The organism is Allosaccharopolyspora coralli (assembly GCF_009664835.1).
Classification (GTDB): Bacteria; Actinomycetota; Actinomycetes; order Mycobacteriales; family Pseudonocardiaceae; genus Allosaccharopolyspora; species Allosaccharopolyspora coralli.
This window is the reverse complement of the sequence record NZ_CP045929.1, coordinates 2,524,379-2,540,671: the sequence shown is the minus strand read 5'-3', so window position 1 is coordinate 2,540,671 and position 16,293 is coordinate 2,524,379. Positions and strand designations below refer to the sequence as shown.

14 protein-coding genes are annotated in these 16,293 nt (G+C 67.4%); 6 read left to right on the top strand and 8 right to left on the bottom strand.

Translation table 11 applies throughout. From position 1 onward, the window contains the following. Nucleotides 1–135: 135 nt before the first annotated feature. On the bottom strand, nt 136–660 hold the full coding sequence (locus GIY23_RS12025; protein WP_228717244.1) for a helix-turn-helix domain-containing protein: 525 nt from the start codon (nt 658–660) through the stop codon (nt 136–138). Nucleotides 661–831: 171 nt separating this feature from the next. Between GIY23_RS12025 and GIY23_RS12020 the strand changes: the two genes are divergently transcribed. Then, the gene (locus GIY23_RS12020) at nt 832–1,608 is read left to right on the top strand and encodes a thioesterase family protein (protein ID WP_154076742.1); all 777 of its coding nucleotides are present in this window, start codon (nt 832–834) and stop codon (nt 1,606–1,608) included. 130 nt (nt 1,609–1,738) lie between these two features. Next, nucleotides 1,739–2,725, top strand: coding sequence for a DUF4185 domain-containing protein (locus tag GIY23_RS12015; RefSeq protein WP_154076741.1), 987 nt, complete (start codon nt 1,739–1,741; stop codon nt 2,723–2,725). Between the two features lie 81 nt (nt 2,726–2,806). Here the strand turns inward: GIY23_RS12015 and GIY23_RS12010 are convergent, their stop codons facing one another. Next, nucleotides 2,807–5,509 carry a sensor domain-containing protein gene (locus GIY23_RS12010; RefSeq protein WP_228717243.1) on the bottom strand — a complete coding sequence of 901 codons (2,703 nt, stop codon included), beginning with the start codon at nt 5,507–5,509 and terminating at the stop codon, nt 2,807–2,809. A gap of 242 nt (nt 5,510–5,751) precedes the next feature. Here GIY23_RS12010 and GIY23_RS12005 point away from each other — a divergent pair, with 242 nt between their 5' ends. Beyond that, nucleotides 5,752–6,912, top strand: a complete 1,161-nt coding sequence (locus tag GIY23_RS12005) for a beta-ketoacyl synthase N-terminal-like domain-containing protein (RefSeq protein ID WP_154076739.1) — start codon at nt 5,752–5,754, stop codon at nt 6,910–6,912. 261 nt (nt 6,913–7,173) lie between these two features. Beyond that, on the top strand, nt 7,174–7,698 hold the full coding sequence (locus GIY23_RS12000) for an SRPBCC family protein (RefSeq protein WP_187351854.1): 525 nt from the start codon (nt 7,174–7,176) through the stop codon (nt 7,696–7,698). 91 nt (nt 7,699–7,789) lie between these two features. Here the strand turns inward: GIY23_RS12000 and GIY23_RS11995 are convergent, their stop codons facing one another. Further along, entirely contained in the window at nt 7,790–9,085 is a 1,296-nt protein-coding gene (locus tag GIY23_RS11995) for a DUF1479 domain-containing protein (protein WP_154076737.1), read from the bottom strand. Nucleotides 9,086–9,175: 90 nt separating this feature from the next. Between GIY23_RS11995 and GIY23_RS11990 the strand changes: the two genes are divergently transcribed. Beyond that, entirely contained in the window at nt 9,176–10,321 is a 1,146-nt protein-coding gene (locus tag GIY23_RS11990) for an ROK family transcriptional regulator (protein ID WP_154076736.1), read from the top strand. Between the two features lie 44 nt (nt 10,322–10,365). Here GIY23_RS11990 and GIY23_RS11985 read toward each other — a convergent pair whose 3' ends face one another. From GIY23_RS11985 to GIY23_RS11975, 3 genes are read right to left on the bottom strand one after another with little or no spacing between them, the layout of a single operon-like run. After that, the gene (locus GIY23_RS11985; protein ID WP_154076735.1) at nt 10,366–10,845 is read right to left on the bottom strand and encodes a MaoC family dehydratase; all 480 of its coding nucleotides are present in this window, start codon (nt 10,843–10,845) and stop codon (nt 10,366–10,368) included. Nucleotides 10,846–10,874: 29 nt separating this feature from the next. After that, nucleotides 10,875–11,762 carry a 4-hydroxyphenyl-beta-ketoacyl-CoA hydrolase gene (gene couO, locus GIY23_RS11980; protein WP_154076734.1) on the bottom strand — a complete coding sequence of 296 codons (888 nt, stop codon included), beginning with the start codon at nt 11,760–11,762 and terminating at the stop codon, nt 10,875–10,877. Next, nucleotides 11,759–12,670, bottom strand: a complete 912-nt coding sequence (locus GIY23_RS11975) for an SDR family NAD(P)-dependent oxidoreductase (RefSeq protein WP_154076733.1) — start codon at nt 12,668–12,670, stop codon at nt 11,759–11,761. The genes couO and GIY23_RS11975 overlap by 4 nt, the downstream gene beginning before the upstream one ends. A 116-nt stretch (nt 12,671–12,786) precedes the next feature. Between GIY23_RS11975 and GIY23_RS11970 the strand changes: the two genes are divergently transcribed. Next, complete coding sequence (locus GIY23_RS11970) at nt 12,787–13,248, top strand: MarR family winged helix-turn-helix transcriptional regulator (RefSeq protein WP_154076732.1); 462 nt, start codon at nt 12,787–12,789, stop codon at nt 13,246–13,248. A gap of 50 nt (nt 13,249–13,298) precedes the next feature. Here GIY23_RS11970 and GIY23_RS11965 read toward each other — a convergent pair whose 3' ends face one another. Both GIY23_RS11965 and GIY23_RS11960 read right to left on the bottom strand, forming a co-directional pair. Then, nucleotides 13,299–14,609 carry an MFS transporter gene (locus tag GIY23_RS11965; RefSeq protein WP_154076731.1) on the bottom strand — a complete coding sequence of 437 codons (1,311 nt, stop codon included), beginning with the start codon at nt 14,607–14,609 and terminating at the stop codon, nt 13,299–13,301. A gap of 160 nt (nt 14,610–14,769) precedes the next feature. Next, the gene (locus GIY23_RS11960) at nt 14,770–16,290 is read right to left on the bottom strand and encodes an acyl-CoA synthetase (RefSeq protein WP_154076730.1); all 1,521 of its coding nucleotides are present in this window, start codon (nt 16,288–16,290) and stop codon (nt 14,770–14,772) included. Nucleotides 16,291–16,293: the final 3 nt, after the last annotated feature.

Below are 16,293 nucleotides of genomic sequence, written 5' to 3'. Positions count from 1 at the left end.
CTTCGGTAAACCCTGCGCCGTCGCGGTCAAGAGGTGTGCCCCGACCGCGACGGCCGCGTATCAGGACCCAACGCGGCGAGGCGCGAACTGGGGCGGCGGGTACCGGTCCACTTACCCAAGTTCCACAATGCCCTCTCAGGAAGCTGTCTTCGATCTGCGGTGGTGGTCGCTGACCGGCGTCCCAGCTTGTCGCTCGCGGCGTTGGGGTCGCCTCGAGTACCTGCACGTACGCAGCGGCGGCCCCGGCCTTGCGTGCGACAAGCTGGAACGCCGGAGCTTCTCACCGTGCTCGGGCTGAGGTGCGCTTTTCCTGGAGGTCGAGATTCTTGTCCCGCACAGCCGTTGTTCGCCGCGCCGGACCCACACCTGCGCGGATTCCCCCGTCTCGCGACGCAACGCCTCCACGACGGGATAGGCGACGGTGACCAGTGTGGACGAGGTGAATCGCCACCCGGGGTGGTGGCCGTGGCTGTCGCGGCGCAGCAACCCGTGCTCGACCATCGCCGCGACCAGTCGGTGCGTGGTGGGCACCGCCAGCCCCAGATGCCGTGCGAGCTCACTGCCGCCCATCGGAGCGCGCTCCACCGCGTCGAGGATCGCGACAGCCCGATCCAGGACGCCCACACCGGTTACCGGGCTCGCCGACTCATCCTTGGCCACAACGAGAAAGGTATCCCGGTCGGCACCCACCGTCGCAAGCAGGCGTGAGTCTCTTTAGTTGCCATAGCCACCGAAAAGGCTCACGCCCGCTGCCGTGTGCCAGGGTGGGGGAAGGTGTGCAAGCGGCGAGCGACCATCGCCGGGTCAGCGAGCGGTTGAGAGGGAGCAGCGGTGGACGAGGCGTTTTACGAGCATCGGGGCGGCGACCACTTCGTGTCGACCACGAGCACGGCGGGTCCGTGGTCCCCGGACAGTCAGCACTTCGGGCCGCCCGCCGGTCTGCTCGCCAGAGCACTCGAATCCTGCCGAGCCGACGGCGACGTGGTGCTGGGGCGGATCACGGTCGAGATCCTGGGACCGGTCCCGATCACGGACCTGTGGGTCTCCGCCGAGGTGGACCGGCCCGGCAAGTCGGTGCAGCTGCTCACCGCCACTCTGCGCACCGAGGAGCGACCCGTCGCCAGGGCGAGCGCATGGCGTCTCGCGCGTTCGGAGACCGCGAGCCAACACGTGGGAGTCGAACCGCCGCTGGCCCCGGTCGAGGACGGCGTGGAGTTCGGCCGCCCAGACGGCTGGGGGCCCGGCTACATCGACGCGATGGAATGGATCAGCCTCCAGGGATCGCTCGGCGAGGAAGGGCCGGCGACGGTGTGGGTCCGGCAGCGCATTCCGCTCGTGGCAGGTGAGGAGCCGACGCCGCTGCAGCGCGTGATGACCGTCGTCGACTCCGCCAGCGGCGTCTCCAGTTGGCTGGATCCGAGCAAGTGGCTGTTCATCAACACCGAGCTCACCGTTCACTTGCACCGCGCACCCGTCGGCGAGTGGGTCGGCCTCGACGCGCGGACGGCGATCGGCCCGGAAGGAATGGGCACAGCATTGTCCACTGTGCACGATCAGCAGGGCCACACGGCGAACAGTGCGCAGGCATTGCTGGTGCGCTCACGCTGACCTCGCGGTCGGTAACGTGCCGTGATAAGAGGCAATCTTGGAACTTGGATAGGTGGACCAGCACCGTCGCCCAGTTCGCGCTTCGCGGTGTTGGGAACTGGTTTCTCGCCTGGGGAAGGAGTGCGCGTCGGTGCGTAAGGTAAAGGATCTCACAGGTCCGGGGATCACCGACCGGTTCGGAGTCGGGGGCACCGATCTGGGTGTGATGGCCCCAGCGCCGGACGGACGTCTGGTGTCGGTCTTCGGCGACACCTTCGAACGCGCCGGGATCGGCGGGCCGGGCTGGCGCTCGCCGGTCGTGCTGTTCGCGGACCCCTCGACCGCCACGGCGGGGATCGGCTGGACCGGTTCGCTCGGCGGGAAGGCCTACGCGGAACAGGCGTTGCCGTACCACCACGACTCGATCATTCACGGTCGCCGGGTGAGTACCGTGATCCCGACCGACCTGATCACCATCGGCGACGACATGTACCTGCACGTGATGGTGTGCGAAGGAATCGGCAACGTGCATTGGACCGAGCTCCATCGGTCCACCGACAACGGTGAGTCCTGGCAGCACACCGGCACGACGTGGCCGGGAGACCTGCACGGAGGGCTGTTCCAGATGCTGACGTGGGGGCTCGGCGACGACGGCTGGGTGTATGCGTTCACCACCGGGTTCCGCCGCGACCAAGGCCTGATGCTGCATCGTGTGCCCGCGCGGCGTCTTGCCGATCCGACAGCGTGGGAAGGGTGGGGTTTCCGGGACGGGGCCTGGGCGTGGGGCAACCCGCCGACCGTGGCGCTCACCGGTGCGTACGGCGAATTGTGTCTGCGTCCGATCGGAGGCAGGTGGCTGTTGTCGTTCTTCGACGCCGGGAACTACCGGATCGACGTGATGAACCTGGACGTGCCGACCGCGAACCTCTACGAGGCGCCGCGCGCCACCGCACTGGGCGGGACGTCGTGGGCAGCTGAGAACCACGAGCGAGGGCGAGTGGCGCAGCTCTACGGCGGCTACATCGTTCCTGGGTCCACTGTGGACGATCTGCATCTGGTGGTGAGCCAGTGGAACACCGAGACGAACTGGCCGTACCGTGCGATGCAGTTCGTAGGCAGAGCGCCCGCCGCACGGTAAGCGGGTGCGCGGATTGATCTGTGTTGGTGGTTCCGTCGCGGAACCTCACCTCGCAGCTGGTTGCGCGCGGGAGCCCGCTGGTCAATGACCGTCGGCGTAGCGCTGCTGACGGCATCTCGCGATCTCGCCCTCGAGGGCATCGATCGGCACCGGCTTGCCGAGCAGAAACCCCTGCGCCTGGTCGCAGCCGAGGTCGCGCAGCATGGTCAACTGTTCCTCGGTCTCGACGCCTTCGGCGACGACGGCCAGATTCAGGGTGTGCGCCATCGCGATAATGCTGGAGACGATGATGTCGGTGTCGGTGGTCTTGCCGATGTCGAGGACGAACGACCGGTCGATCTTGAGCGAGTCCGTCGGCATCCGGTGCAGTTGCGCCAGAGACGAGTACCCGGTCCCGAAGTCGTCGATGGCCAGGGAGACGCCCGGTTCGCGCAGCTTCGCGAGCACGTCACCGGCGTTGTGCAGATCCTGCATCAGCGCACTTTCCGTGATCTCCAGGCACAACCGCGAGGCGGGAAGGCCCGAGGAGCTGACGGCATCCCGAACGATGTCGGGGAGGTGCGCGTCGTCGAGCTGGCGCGCCGAAAGGTTGACGTTGAGGCGCCACCCGGACGTCGGGAGATGCTCCATGAATTCCCGGCTCACGGTGCGCAGGGCGCGGGCGCCGATGTCGTTGATGAGTCCGCTTTCCTCCGCGATGGGAATGAACTCGGCGGGGGAGACCTTTCCGAACTCTGGGTGATTCCACCGCAACAGAGCTTCGACGGCCACGATCTCACCGGTCGGAATGTCGATGATCGGCTGGTACACCGCGTGCAGCAGGCCCGCGTCGGCCGCGCCGCGCAGCTCCTGCTCCAGATCGAGCTGGCGTTGCATCCGTCGCCGGAGGTCGACGTCGAAGATCGCGCATCGTCTGCCGCCGAGTACCTTGGCCTGATACATGGCGACGTCGGCGTCGCGCAGAATGTCCTCCGCGAGACGCGGGTCGCGGCGGTGGACGAGCACGACGCCCACGCTGGCGTCCACCCGCAGCTGGCGGTGCTGTAAGGCGATCGGCTGTGTGAGATCGGCCCGGAGGCGGTCCGCGATCTCGACGAGCGCTTCCGGGGTCGGGTCGTCGCGCGTGATGACCACGAACTCGTCGCCTCCGAGCCGCCCGACGACGTCGCGCGGCCGTGCCTGCCGCAGAAACCGTTGCCCGATCACCCGGAGCACCTCGTCACCGACCGCGTGGCCGAGAGAGTCGTTGATGACCTTGAACTTGTCCAGGTCCACGAACAGGACACCGGTCGTCGCCGCCGCGGAGTCGCCGTGCACGGACTCGGTGATGAACTTGAGAATCTCGGTCCGGTTCGCGAGCGTCGTCAGTGGGTCCTGGGTGGCGGCCCGTTCGAGTTGCGCCCGGATGGCGCGCGACTCGGTGACGTCGGTGAAGGAGACCAGTACGGCGTACGGTGCACTGCCCCCGTGGTCGAGCGCGCGGGTCGCCATCGCCAGCCACACTTCGGTGCCGTCGGGACGGCGGGTGCTCAGCACGAGCGAGTTGCGCTGGGAACCGGAACGTTGCGTCCACGTCACCGGGTCCCCCTCGACCGGGGCGCCCTGTTCGTCGTGGAACGTCCAGGAACCGGCGCGGGAGCCGGTGAGTTCCGCCTGTGTGGTTCCGAGGATGCGCGCGGCGGCGGGATTCGCTGTCGCGATGACGCCGCGCGGGTCGACCACGACGACACCGTCGTTGAGGGCCGTGATGACGGTGGCGTAGTGCTGCTCGGCGCGTCTGCGAGCGGTCTCGTCGGCGCATACGAGGACGAACCCGCTGTCCATCGAGGCGACCGAGACACGGATCGTGAGGGCGCTGCCGTCGGCGTGCCGATGGACGGCGTCGGTCACTCCGTGCTGGAGGACCCTCGCGGGGTCGAGTTCGGCTCCGACGACCCTGCTGATGGGCTCGCCGACCACAGCGTCGGCCGTGCGGCCGTAGATGGTCTCGGCTGCGGGGTTCCAACTGGTGACCACACCTTCGGCGGTGGTGGCGATGACCGCGTTGCTGACGTGCTGCACGAGTGCCGCGCGGTTGTGCAGAGCCGCCTCGGCCTCCTTCTGGGCCGTGATGTCCCGCATGATCACTTGATAGGCAGGGCGCCCTTCCCAGCTGGTCCGGACGGAGACCGCCTCGACGAGCAACATGTCCCCTTCACGGGTGCCGATGCGTGCCTGAGCGGGTTCGGACGCCGTCCCCGGAGCGGTGAGGCTGGCCAACCGTTCGTACATCTCGTCGAGCGATTCGGCGGCGACGAAGTCGGTGATCGGGCGGCCGATGATCTGTGAGCTGGAAGCCAATCCACCCATACGTACGGTAGCGGGATTCACATAAACAACCACCCCATCTTGGTGAACACAGATGGCGTCTGGGCTAAGCTCGACAAGCAGACGGTAACGGTCGGCCAGGTCCCGCAGGGATTGCTGATCTTCAGCCGTCCGAGTGATGTCGGTGGCGACTCCGACCAATCCGCCTTCGGTGCCCGACGCGTATTTGCGAGCACGGAAGCGGAGCAGGCGCCGGTCGCCGTCGTCGCGCTCGTACCACTCGTCGAGCTCGAGATCGTCCCAGACCGGGGCCGTGTGCGCGGCCTGCGTGAGGGGCGTGAGCAGCGACGACACCCGGTCGCGGACGTACTCGTCCGTGGCGCCGGCCAGACCTAGCAGCGCGTCCATCCCGGGCGAGAAGCGGAGTTCGGTGCCGGCCAGGTCGTAGGACCAGACGACGACATCGTGCAAAGACAACGCGATATCCACGAGCTCGGGTTGAACCCGATATCGATCGGCCCCGCGGCCGGTGTCCGGGACGTCCGCCATGGTCTCCCGCTTCGACGGCAGAAGTTCTGCGCACCGGAGTATCCAGCGTCTTCGTTCCGGACACGAACGGACAGCCGCGATGGGGTCAGGGTTACCCCCGAGCGTGTGACAACACCGTTTTCCCGTCGCCTCTCGGTTTCCCGCGAAGTCGAGATCGCAGAGAAAGGATGATGATGGAAACCCATTTAGGTATTCGTGGTCTTGGTGCCGTGACCGGCTACGGATGGGGGGTCGAGCCGTTCTGGAAGGGAATGACCGCAGGCAAGCACGCCGCCTCCCTCGTCGACGGCCACGGTGAGGACGGCGACCGGGCCGCCTGGGTCGCCAACGTGCCTGCCGGCGGCGACGAGATCGACGGTCCCAGCAGGTTCTCCCGCGCCATGCGCGGCGCCGTCCGTGAGGCCGTGACCGACGCACGCGCACGCGGTTGGCGCGAGGGTCGGCGGGTCGGCCTGCTCCATGCCGTCGTGCTCGGCGAGGTGGAGCTGTGGCGGGACTTCTACCTCCAGCACCAGGGCAACCGTGCGGCACGCGACTACCTGCCGCTCATGCCGTCGACGCCCACGTCGACGCTGATGAAGGAGTTCGGTTTCCACGGGCCCGCGATGAACGTCTCGGCGATGTGCGCCTCGGGCAACGCCGGTCTGCTCACCGCGAAGGCGTGGCTGGACGCCGGCATCGTCGAGGACGTCGTCTTCGTCGCCACCGACCTGTCCGCGACCAGGGAGAACGTCCTGCACTTCGAGCGTCTCGGAGTCGCCGTCACCGATGCGGAACCCCTCGACGTGTGCCGGCCGTTCCAGGAGGGCAGCCGTGGATTCCCCGCCGGAGAAGCGTCGGTGGCCATGGTCTTGTCGCGTGGGGGCGGTACACCGTACGCGAACCTGCTCGGGGGCGCGATGTCGCACGACGCGCACCACGTCACCTCGATCGACCCGGCGCTGACCGAGGTCACCCGGTGTTTCGAAGAGGCGTTCGAGAACTCCGGCGTGGAGAGCTCCGACCTCCGCTACCTCAACGCCCACGGGCCGGGCACCCAACAGTGTGACAAGGCCGAAGCAGGCGTGTTCGACACTCTGTTCCCGGCCGACGCGGAGCTGTACTCGGTGAAGCCGCTCGTCGGCCATTGCCAGGGTGCGGCGTCGGCGGTGGAGATCGCCGCGACGGCGCTCGGCTACGACCGCGGCGTCGTGCCTGCCGCACCGAAGGTGGCGCAGGGCCATGCGCGGCTGCTCGACGGCCCCACATCGGTCCGCCGGGGAGTCACCGTCAAGTCCTCCCTTGGCATGGGCGGGCACAACTCGGTCGTCCTGCTCTCGTCAGCCGACTGAACCTGGTGCCGCAGCGACCCGGCGACACGGAGATGGCGGCCTCTTGGGGTCGCCGACTGAGGCAGTGTCGTCGGGATACGCGATCCGAGTGACAGACGCATCCCGAACTGCGCAGGGCGCGGTGCACACCATGTGATGGGAGGACCGCGACAGCTCCGGGTGATCCGCGGTCTTGCCACGACGTCACCGGATCGTGAGCACGATCGTGGCCATGATCGCGTCCTGCGTTCATCCGTGCGCCGACTGCGGGGGAGACGTGCCGTGACGACGAGTTCGTACCACCAGGAGCGTGGGCTACTCAGCGGGAGGAAGGTCCACGAACGTCCCGAGCACACCACGACTGTGCGACGCGAGGTGGTGCTGGCCGCATCACCCGAGGAGGTCTTCGACTTCTGCCTCAGTGTCGACGGCTACAGCTTCATCATGCCGTACCGGGTGGACGTGATCGGCTACTCGTCCGCGCAGCTCGAAGCGAAGATGGCTATCGCGTTCAGAGTCCGGTTCAAGCACGTGTTCCCCGTCCGGTGGGTGGCGTATCTGGAAGAGATGGACCGTCCACATCGGTTCGTCGACCTGCAAACCAGGGGGCTGTTCCGCTATTTCCGGCATACTCATGTCTGCGAGCCGCATGCGGACGGCACGCGGTACCGAGACCAGGTGGAGTTCGCGACCGGCTGGGGACGGTGGGTCGACTCGGTGCTGATGCGGCGCGAACTACAACAGCTCTTCACTCACCGGCAGAATCGAATGAGCGCACTGTTGGGCTCTGCGCGATCACCTGAGTAGCGCCAGAGTCCCGTGACCGGCTGACTCCGCCACGGTGACAGGCCCCTTCGGCGCCAGAGGACCCTGTCACCGTGAGGGCTGGGGGTCTCCGTCACTCGAAGCCGAGGCCGCGTCGGCCGGTCTCGTTGAGCTGGTCGACCGTGAACCGGCCGTTCCAGTTCCGCTCGTAGTGCTCGGCCGGAAAATCACTCGGGCTGTTCCCGGCAAGGAATGCTTCGCGGACGCTGGCGGCGTAGTTCTCGTTACGCGGGCACCACGGGGCGGCCGGAATGTACATGACGTTGCCCCAGCCCTTCTGTTCGGCGACCGGCGCGACGCTGTGGATCATGTCGCAGTGCCACCACACGGAGTCGCCTGCCTTGACGTCCGGAATGCCGGTGAGCGCCTCGAGTAGCTCCGAGTGCCACTTGTGGTCGGCCGGGAAGACCTGATTGGTGGTCACCCCGCACATCTCGTCGTCGGGCACGTCCGAGAGCAGTGGGCGCAGCATCAGGAACGCCATCGCCTCGGGGATCGGGACCGTGTGCAGAACACCCTGGTCGTGATCCATGTCGGACAGTGCGGTCCAGCCCTGGAAGGTGCGGAACGCCGAGCACATGGTGTCGCCGGGGTACTGGTTGCCGTCCGTGCGGTGCGCGGCGTCCCAGGGGTCGTACTGCTCGATCGTGCCGTCGAAGAGGTGGCGGAACGCCTGTTGGTACCCCTGCGTCATCCACAGGTCGAGGTTGCCCGGGTCGCAGTGCGTGCCGAGTCCGGCCGAGTCGGCGCCCGGGGGGCGACGGCGGATGCGGTCCGGGTAGAGGGCGTCGCGGTCCGGGTCGAACCACTGCACGCCGTCGGACTGGTGGTTCCAGAAGGAGTTGAGGAACGACTGCACGCGCGCCATGCGGTCGCTCTGGCGCGCCTGCATCTGGGCCGGGGACCAGTAGATCGGGTAGATCTCGGGTTTCGAGCCGACGGTGCCGAAGAAGTCGTCGATCGGACCTGTGTAGTTCTCGAAGAACTCGTTGCGTTCGACGTAGTCGACGATGTCGGCGTCCCAGGACTCCGCTTGTTCGCGGTCGAAGTGTCCCCGGACGATGAGACATCCGCGCCGGGTGACCTTGTCGAGCTGGTCGGCGCCGACGGTGTCGTTGGCGATGTCCGAGTAGTCGATGATCGGCCAGACGCTGTCGCCTCTCTCCCGATCGGCCTTGATCTCGGCGATGCGGGCGGCGATCCGACGCTCGACCACGGCGAAGACTTCGTCGACGGTCCGTCCCGACGACTCGATGCGGGCGCGCAGGGCGGGTTTGATCTCCCGGATGGCTGCCGACAGGTCGTGGGGCATCGTTTCCCAGTGCGGCAGCTCGGGCGCGGTGGGCGGTCGGTGCGGTGCGGTGGTCACGCCGAACTCCTTTAGTCAGGACTCCTTACTAGTAGTTCCAAGGTAGCCGCGCCTCCCACTTTGGGCAAGAGTCCTGACTAAACTGGGGCCATGTCGTCCACCAAGCCGTCGCTGGGACTGTTGCGTTCGTTGACCGAGGAGCACGTCCTCCGCGTGATCATGCACCGCGGGCGGCTGACCCGAAGTGAGATCGCCACACTGACGGGCCTGTCCAAGCCGACGATCTCCGAGAGTGTGCGGCGGCTCAGCGATGCCGGAGTGCTGGTGGACACGGGGGAGCGGACGACCGGACGTGGCCGGGCAGGGTCGTACTACTCGTTGGCCGAGGACTGCGGCGCCGCGCTGGTCGCCGGGATCGCCCCGAACGGTGTGGCGGCCGAAGCGGTGGACGCGTTCGGTCGAGTTCTCGCGCGGACGCACGCGGATCTCGACCGATCGGCCGGTCCGGACGTGGCCGCTGTGGCGCTCGAGAAAGTCGCGGGTGAACTGGCGGCCGCAGCGCCCGGTGGGCTGCGCTGCGCTGTGGTGAGCGCCGCCGACCCCGTGGACAGAGAGACCGGACGCCTCGTGCGCGTGCCGGACGAGCCTTTCCTCGTCGGCGAGCTCGACCCGGTCGCCGTGCTCGCCCCGTACGTGGGGGAGACGGTCCTTGTCGACAACGACGTCAACTGGTCGGCGCGTGCGGAACGCGACGAAGGTGGCGCGTCCGGAGTGGACGACTTCGTGTATCTGCACCTGGGCGAAGGTCTCGGCTGTGCCGTGGTCACCGACGGCGAGGTCCGCCGGGGGAGCGGCGGGCTCGCCGGCGAGATCGCGCACGTGTGCACTGCGGGACCGGACGGGACGGCGAGCCCGTTCACGGAGGTGTTCGAACTCCTCGGGCTCCGGCGCGCACGATCGACGGCCATCGACGTCGAGGCGCTGCGGAGCTCGATCCGCACGGACGACGCGTCCGGAACGTGGGTCCGGGAGGTGCTCGCGCGCGCCGTCGGCGGGGTGCTGTCGGCCGCCGTGGCCATGGCCGACCCCCGGCTGGTCGTCCTCGGCGGTTCGTGGGGCAGCGATCCGTCGATGGTGCGGGCGATCGCCGATCGATTTTCGCGGGCTCCGCGCCACGTTCCGATCGCGGTGGCGCAGGTGGCCGAACCGGAGCTGTCCGGCGCCCGTACACGCGCCGTCGAGCAGCTGCGCGAACTCATCGTCACGGAGTCCCGAAGCGAGCCCCGACGCGAATAGGCTGCAGCGGGGTGCCGGAACCAGGTCGCCGGCACCCCGCACCGTCACTCGAACATGCGGAAGAGCACCTGGGCCACACAGGCGGGGCGTTCGGCGCCTTCCACCTCGACAGTCGTGTCGACCGTCACTTGGGCACCGCCGCCCGGGAGTTCCTCGTACTGCGCGAGTGTCGCGGCCAGTCGCACGCGGGAGCCAGCAGGCACCGGTGCGGTGAAACGAACCTTGTTGAGTCCGTAGTTGACCTTGGTGGTCACGCTGTTCACGGAGAGCAGTTCCTCCCACATGGGGATCACCAGCGACAACGTGAGAAAACCGTGCGCGATCGCCCCTCCGAAGGGGCTCTCGGCGCGCGCTCGTTCGGGGTCGGTGTGAATCCACTGGTGGTCGTCGGTGGCATCGGCGAACGTGGCGATGCGGTCCTGGTCGACGGTGAACCACGAGCTCTCACCGAGGGAGTGACCCTGGTGGTCCGCGAGCTCCGCCAGAGTGTCCACTGTGGTGGCCGTGCCGGTGTTGGTGGGCATGGTTTCCTCCTGGGATTCAGAAAAGTCGGTCAGCGCAAGCCGAGGACCGTCAGCGCGTTCTCCTTGAAGATCAACGGACGCACTTCCTCCTTGAGCTCGAGCGTTTCGAAGTCACGCATCCAGCGGTCGGGCTGAATGACGGGGAAGTCCGACCCGAACACCACCTTGTGACGCAGGAACGAGTTCGCGGCCTTCACCAGTTGGGGCGGGAAGTACTTCGGGGACCAGCCGGAGAGGTCGATGTAAACGTTGGTCTTGTGGGATGCGCTGGAGATGGCGGCGTCCTGCCAGGGCACCGACGGATGCGCCATGACGATCGTCAGGCCGGGGAAGTCCGCGGCGACGTCGTCGAGCAGCATGGGGTCGGAGTAGCGCAGTTTGATCCCGTGGCCACCGGGCAAGCCGGCACCGATTCCGGTCTGTCCGGTGTGGAACAACGCCGGAACGCCGCACTCGGCGATGGTCTCGTAGAGCGGGTAGAATCGCCGGTCGTTCGGTTCGAACCCCTGCAGGCTGGGGTGGAACTTGAAACCCTTCACCCCGTAGTCGTCGACCAGTCTCCGCACCCGGTTGACGGCCGCCCGGCCCTGCCACGGATCCACCGAACCGAACGGGATGAGCACGTCGTTGTGCCCGGCGGCCTTCTCGGCGATCTCCTCGACGGAATTCGCCGGGTGCCCGGTTGCCGAGCCGGAGTCCACTGTGAACACGACCGCGGCCATGTTCCGTTCGCGGTAGTGCTCGGCCATCGTCTCGATGCTCGGCGTGCGCTCCTGCCCGGACTTGAAGTACTTCTCGGACGCCGCGATCAGGTCGTCGTCGAGCGACTTGTGCCCGCAGCCGTCGATCTCGACGTGCGTGTGCATGTCGAGCGCGGTGATGCGGTCGAAGTCGACACCGTAGCTGTAGCGGCTCATGATGTGGATGCCTCCTCGGGAAGCTGCTCGCCGACCAGTTCGAGTCGTTCGGCGAAGGTGTGTGGCCACTCGGTGGCGATCGCGTCGGGACTCCATCCGCCGTCGTGGTACGCGGTCGCCGTCATCTCGGGGTGCGACCACAGGGCGAGGCGGTCGCCCCCGACGCCTACAGCTTGTCCGGTGACCCCGGAAGCCTCCTCTCCGGCGAGGAAGGCGACGATGCCCGCGGCGTCCTCGGGCGGGCCGAATCCGAGCTCGCGGCGCGCGAAGCCGGGCAGTGGCTCGTCGTTGTGCATCGCGTCGACGTAGGGCTTGAGGAACGGTACGGTCTCGGTCATCGCGGTGGCCGCGACGGGGACGACCGCGTTGACGGTGATGCTCGCCCGAGCGAGTTCCATCGCCCAGGTGCGGACCATGCCGACGATGCCCGCTTTCGCGCCAGAGTAGTTGGTCTGGCCGAAGTTGCCGCGTTGTCCGGCGGGCGAGCCGACGCAGATGATGCGGCCCCCCTCGCCCTGCTCGCGCATCCTGGTCGCCGCGGCCCGCACGCAGGTGAACGTGCCGCGCATGTGCACGTCGAGGACCTGGTCGAAGTCTTCGTCGGTCATCTTCCACACGACCTTGTCCCGCAGGATGCCGGCGTTCGTCACGAGAATGTCCAGTCGTCCGAACGCGTCGACGGCGCCGTCGACGAGCCGTTGAGCGGTTTCCGTACTCCCGACGGCGCCCACGACGGCGCAGGCCTTGCCGCCTTCCGCGGTGATCGAAGCGACTGCCGAGTCCGCCGTCTGCTCATCGACGTCGTTGACGACGACGGAGGCGCCGCAGCGGGCGAGTTCCCGCGCGTAGGCGAGACCGAGTCCCTGGCCGCTCCCGGTGACGATCGCGACGCTGTTGCTGAGATCCATCGAAGAGGGCTCCTTGTGTGTCTGTAGTGCCAAGTCGATGGCATCATCGATCATTGATAAAGTCAATAATTGTGGACGATGGTAGGCTGTGCGAGCTGCGAACGAGAGGACGTGTGATGAGCGCGAACCGCCCGCTGGCCGAGGACCTCGGCTTCCTGCTGTCCCGTGCGAGCGGTGTGCTGGCGCGCTCCGCCAGCGAGGCCCTGGCGCCGTTGGGGCTGCGAGTTCGCTCGTACTCGCTGCTGGACCTCGCGGGCGAGGACGAACACGGGGTGACGCAACGCCGGCTGGCGGCGACGATGGGCCTGGATCCGAGTCAGATCGTCTCGCTCGTCGACGACCTGGAACGTCGCGGCCTCGTGATGCGTGCCGCCGACCCGACCGATCGGCGCAACAAACTGATCGTGACCACCGAAGCCGGGCAACGGGTTCGTCAGGATGCCCGCGCGCGCATCGCCGAGGCGGAGGGCGAACCCCTCCAGGAGCTCGCCCCACCGGATCTCGACCGGCTTCGCGGCCTGCTCAGGCAGATCGCGTTCCCCGGGCAGGCTGCCGCGACGCGAAGCGCCTCGCACTGACCACGTGCTGCGAGGCTCGAACCGGGCGACCGGAGTTCCACAATGCCCTCTCAGTCGGATTCGCGGGTGAGCTCGTTGTCCTTGCTCTCCCTGGTGCAGGCGATGGCCACCACGCTGATCAGGCCGACGAAACCGAGGAACCACATGACGGGGGCGACGTCACGTCCCCCTGCCGCGTACAACGAGGTGAGGATCAGCGGCGTCAGGCCCGCGCCGAGCAGCGTCGCCAGCTGATAGCCGAGCGACGCGCCCGTGTAACGGGCGGTGGTGCCGAACTGTTCGGAGATGAACGCGGCCATCGGGCCGTAGACCAGGCTCAGCATCGTCGTTCCCACGACGAATGCGAGCAGGACGAGAAGACCGTCGCCGGAAGCCCACCATTGCATCATCGGGTACAGCAGAGCGATGAACAGCACGATTCCGCTGATCATCACGGGCCGCCGTCCGAGGCTGTCGGACAGTCGTCCGCAACCGAGCACGGTGAAGATCTGGGTGAACGAGGCGAAGGCGAAGCAGAACAGCACCGTCTGCTGGTCGGCGCCTTGATCGACGGCATAGGTGATCGCGAAGGTCGCCATGGTGACCTGCAGGGCGAACATGGCACAACTCCCGAAGGCCGTCAGCAGCACGTTCTTGGGCCTGCGCAGGACTTGCACGATCGGCACGGTGGGCTTCGTCGTAGCCTGCTTCGCCATGGCCGCCTGGAAGATCGGGCTCTCGGACACCCGAGCACGGACGAACAGACCGAGCAGGAGCAGCAGCGCCGAGAACAGGAACGGGATGCGCCAGCCCCAGGCCAGGAACTCTTCCCGCGGCAACGCGGAGAACAGGCCCATCATCAGGGTGCCGAGCACCGTTCCGCTGGGTGCTCCGGCATTGGTGAACGAGGTGGCGAACCCACGTCGTGTCGCCCCGGAGTGCTCCAACGCCATCAACGCGGCACCACCCCATTCGCCGCCCACGGCCACTCCCTGTGCGATCCGGAGCAGCACCAGGATGATCGCCGCCGAGGACCCGAGGACCGACGCCGGCGGGATGAGTCCGATGAGGAACGACGCCAACCCCATGATGGTCATAGACCAGACGAGCATCCGCTTGCGTCCGAGGCGGTCACCGAAATGTCCCATCACGAGGCCACCGAGCGGACGCGCCACGTATCCGGCGGCGAAAGTCCCGAAAGAGGCGACGGTGGCGGCGAGGGGATCGAGACCGGAGAAGAACACCGGCCCGAAGACCAACGAGGCCGCGGTGGAGTACAGCAGGAAGTCGTAGAACTCGATCGTGCTGCCGAGGTAGCTCGAGAGCAGGACCTTGCGAATCTGCTGTCTGTCCTGCGCGGCGGCGATATCTGCGGCCGTCATCGGGCCTCCTGGGACGAGGATGCGGGTGGGCAGCCGGCCCCACGAGGCGAACGGCACTCTCGCGGCACGAGACGAGACGAACGTGCCGTTCACCCGTTCGGAGACGACTGGAAGAACCGTGGCCGACGTCGGTCGGCGATCGGCGCCGGAGCCGGAAGTGCTATCCGGCTTCACGCTCGCGGAGTTGGTCCTTGCGGATTTTTCCGCTGGCGTTGCGCGGAATCGCGTCGACAACGACGAAGGACGCGGGGATCTTGAACTTCGCCAGTCGTGGAAGCAGGAACTCGCGCATGTCCTGTTCGGACAGACGAGTGCCGTCCTCGACGGTCACTGCGGCGCGGCCGACTTCGCCCCATCTCTCGTCCGGAACGCCGAAGACCGCACACTCGGCCACCCCGGCAAGCTCGAGCAACGTCGCCTCGACCTCCGCCGGGTAGATGTTCTCACCACCGGAAATGATCATGTCCTTCATCCGGTCCACCACGGTGACGAACCCGTCGTCGTCGGCCACGCCGAGATCGCCCGAGCGGAACCAATCGTCGGCGAAGGAGTCCGTGGTGGCGTCCGGCTGGTTCCAGTACTCGCGCATGACATTGGGACCGGAGATCCGGATCTCGCCCCGCTCACCGGCGGCGACCGGTTCACCTTCGGCGTCGGCGAGGCTGACGTCGGTGAAGAAGTGCGGGACGCCGGCGGTGCCGAGCTTGTCCTGCAGTTTGTCCGGGGTGAGGATGAGCGCTCCGGGGCCCGTTTCGGTCAAGCCGTACGCCTGGCACAGTTTGACGCCCCGTTCGGCGAAGGTGTGCAGCGTCCGCGGCGGAACCGGTGCGGCCGCGACGATCATTCGGCGGATCGACGACAGGTCGGTGCTCGCCCAGTCCGGGTGTGCACTCAACGCGTCGCACATCGTCGGGGCGCCGAACATGTAGGTGACACCCGACTCTTCGATGGCGTCGAGGACTCGTTCGGCGTCGAAGCCTTCCTCGATCCGCACCGTGCCGCCCTTGAGCAGGGTGGGCAGCGCGACGAAGTCCAGCGCTGCGGTGTGGAACAGCGGCGCGCACACCAGCGACACCTCGTCGCTGAGCAGGTCCAGGTCGATGACCGCGTTCATCGCCGAGAACACGATGTTGCGATGAGTGAGCACGACCCCTTTGGGGCGTCCGGTGGTGCCCGAGGTGTACATGATGAAGCAGGCGTCGTCGTGTGTGACCGGCAGATCGACCCGCCGGGTGTCGGCGGTGGCGACGATGTCCTCGTAGCCCACGGAGTCTACGTCGGGGTCGCCGTCGACGACCACGCGCCGGCCGCATCCGGCTTGCTCGGCGGCGGCGATACCGACGTCGGTGAGCTCCGCGGAGTGGATGAACACCGAGGTTCCGGAATCCTGCAAGCAGTACGCGACTTCCGGCGCGGTCAACCGCGCGTTGAGCGGGACGAACACCGCGCCCAACAGTCCCGCCGCGAACAGTGTTTCGAGGTAGGACGGGTGGTTTCGGCTGAGCAGGGCCACTCTGTCGCCCTGGTCCACGCCGAGTTCGCGCAGTGCGTGGGCGAGTCGGGTCACGCGCTCGTCGAGTCGGGCGTAGCTCAGGTTCTCGCCGCGGAACGTGACAGCGATCGCGTCGGGAACGGACCGGGCCCTGCGGTAGGGCCAGGACCCCACACCTTCGTTGCGCATGGG

Excerpts from the sequence above, each read along its gene's own strand:
- GIY23_RS12005 (WP_154076739.1), top strand. The coding sequence starts at position 5,752 with ATGATGGAAACCCATTTAGGTATTCGTGGTCTTGGTGCCGTGACCGGC.
- GIY23_RS11990 (WP_154076736.1), top strand. The coding sequence starts at position 9,176 with ATGTCGTCCACCAAGCCGTCGCTGGGACTGTTGCGTTCGTTGACCGAG.
- GIY23_RS11985 (WP_154076735.1), bottom strand. The coding sequence starts at position 10,845 with ATGCCCACCAACACCGGCACGGCCACCACAGTGGACACTCTGGCGGAG.
- couO (WP_154076734.1), bottom strand. The coding sequence starts at position 11,762 with ATGAGCCGCTACAGCTACGGTGTCGACTTCGACCGCATCACCGCGCTC.
- GIY23_RS11975 (WP_154076733.1), bottom strand. The coding sequence starts at position 12,670 with ATGGATCTCAGCAACAGCGTCGCGATCGTCACCGGGAGCGGCCAGGGA.
- GIY23_RS11970 (WP_154076732.1), top strand. The coding sequence starts at position 12,787 with ATGAGCGCGAACCGCCCGCTGGCCGAGGACCTCGGCTTCCTGCTGTCC.
- GIY23_RS11965 (WP_154076731.1), bottom strand. The coding sequence starts at position 14,609 with ATGACGGCCGCAGATATCGCCGCCGCGCAGGACAGACAGCAGATTCGC.
- GIY23_RS11960 (WP_154076730.1), bottom strand. The coding sequence starts at position 16,290 with ATGCGCAACGAAGGTGTGGGGTCCTGGCCCTACCGCAGGGCCCGGTCC.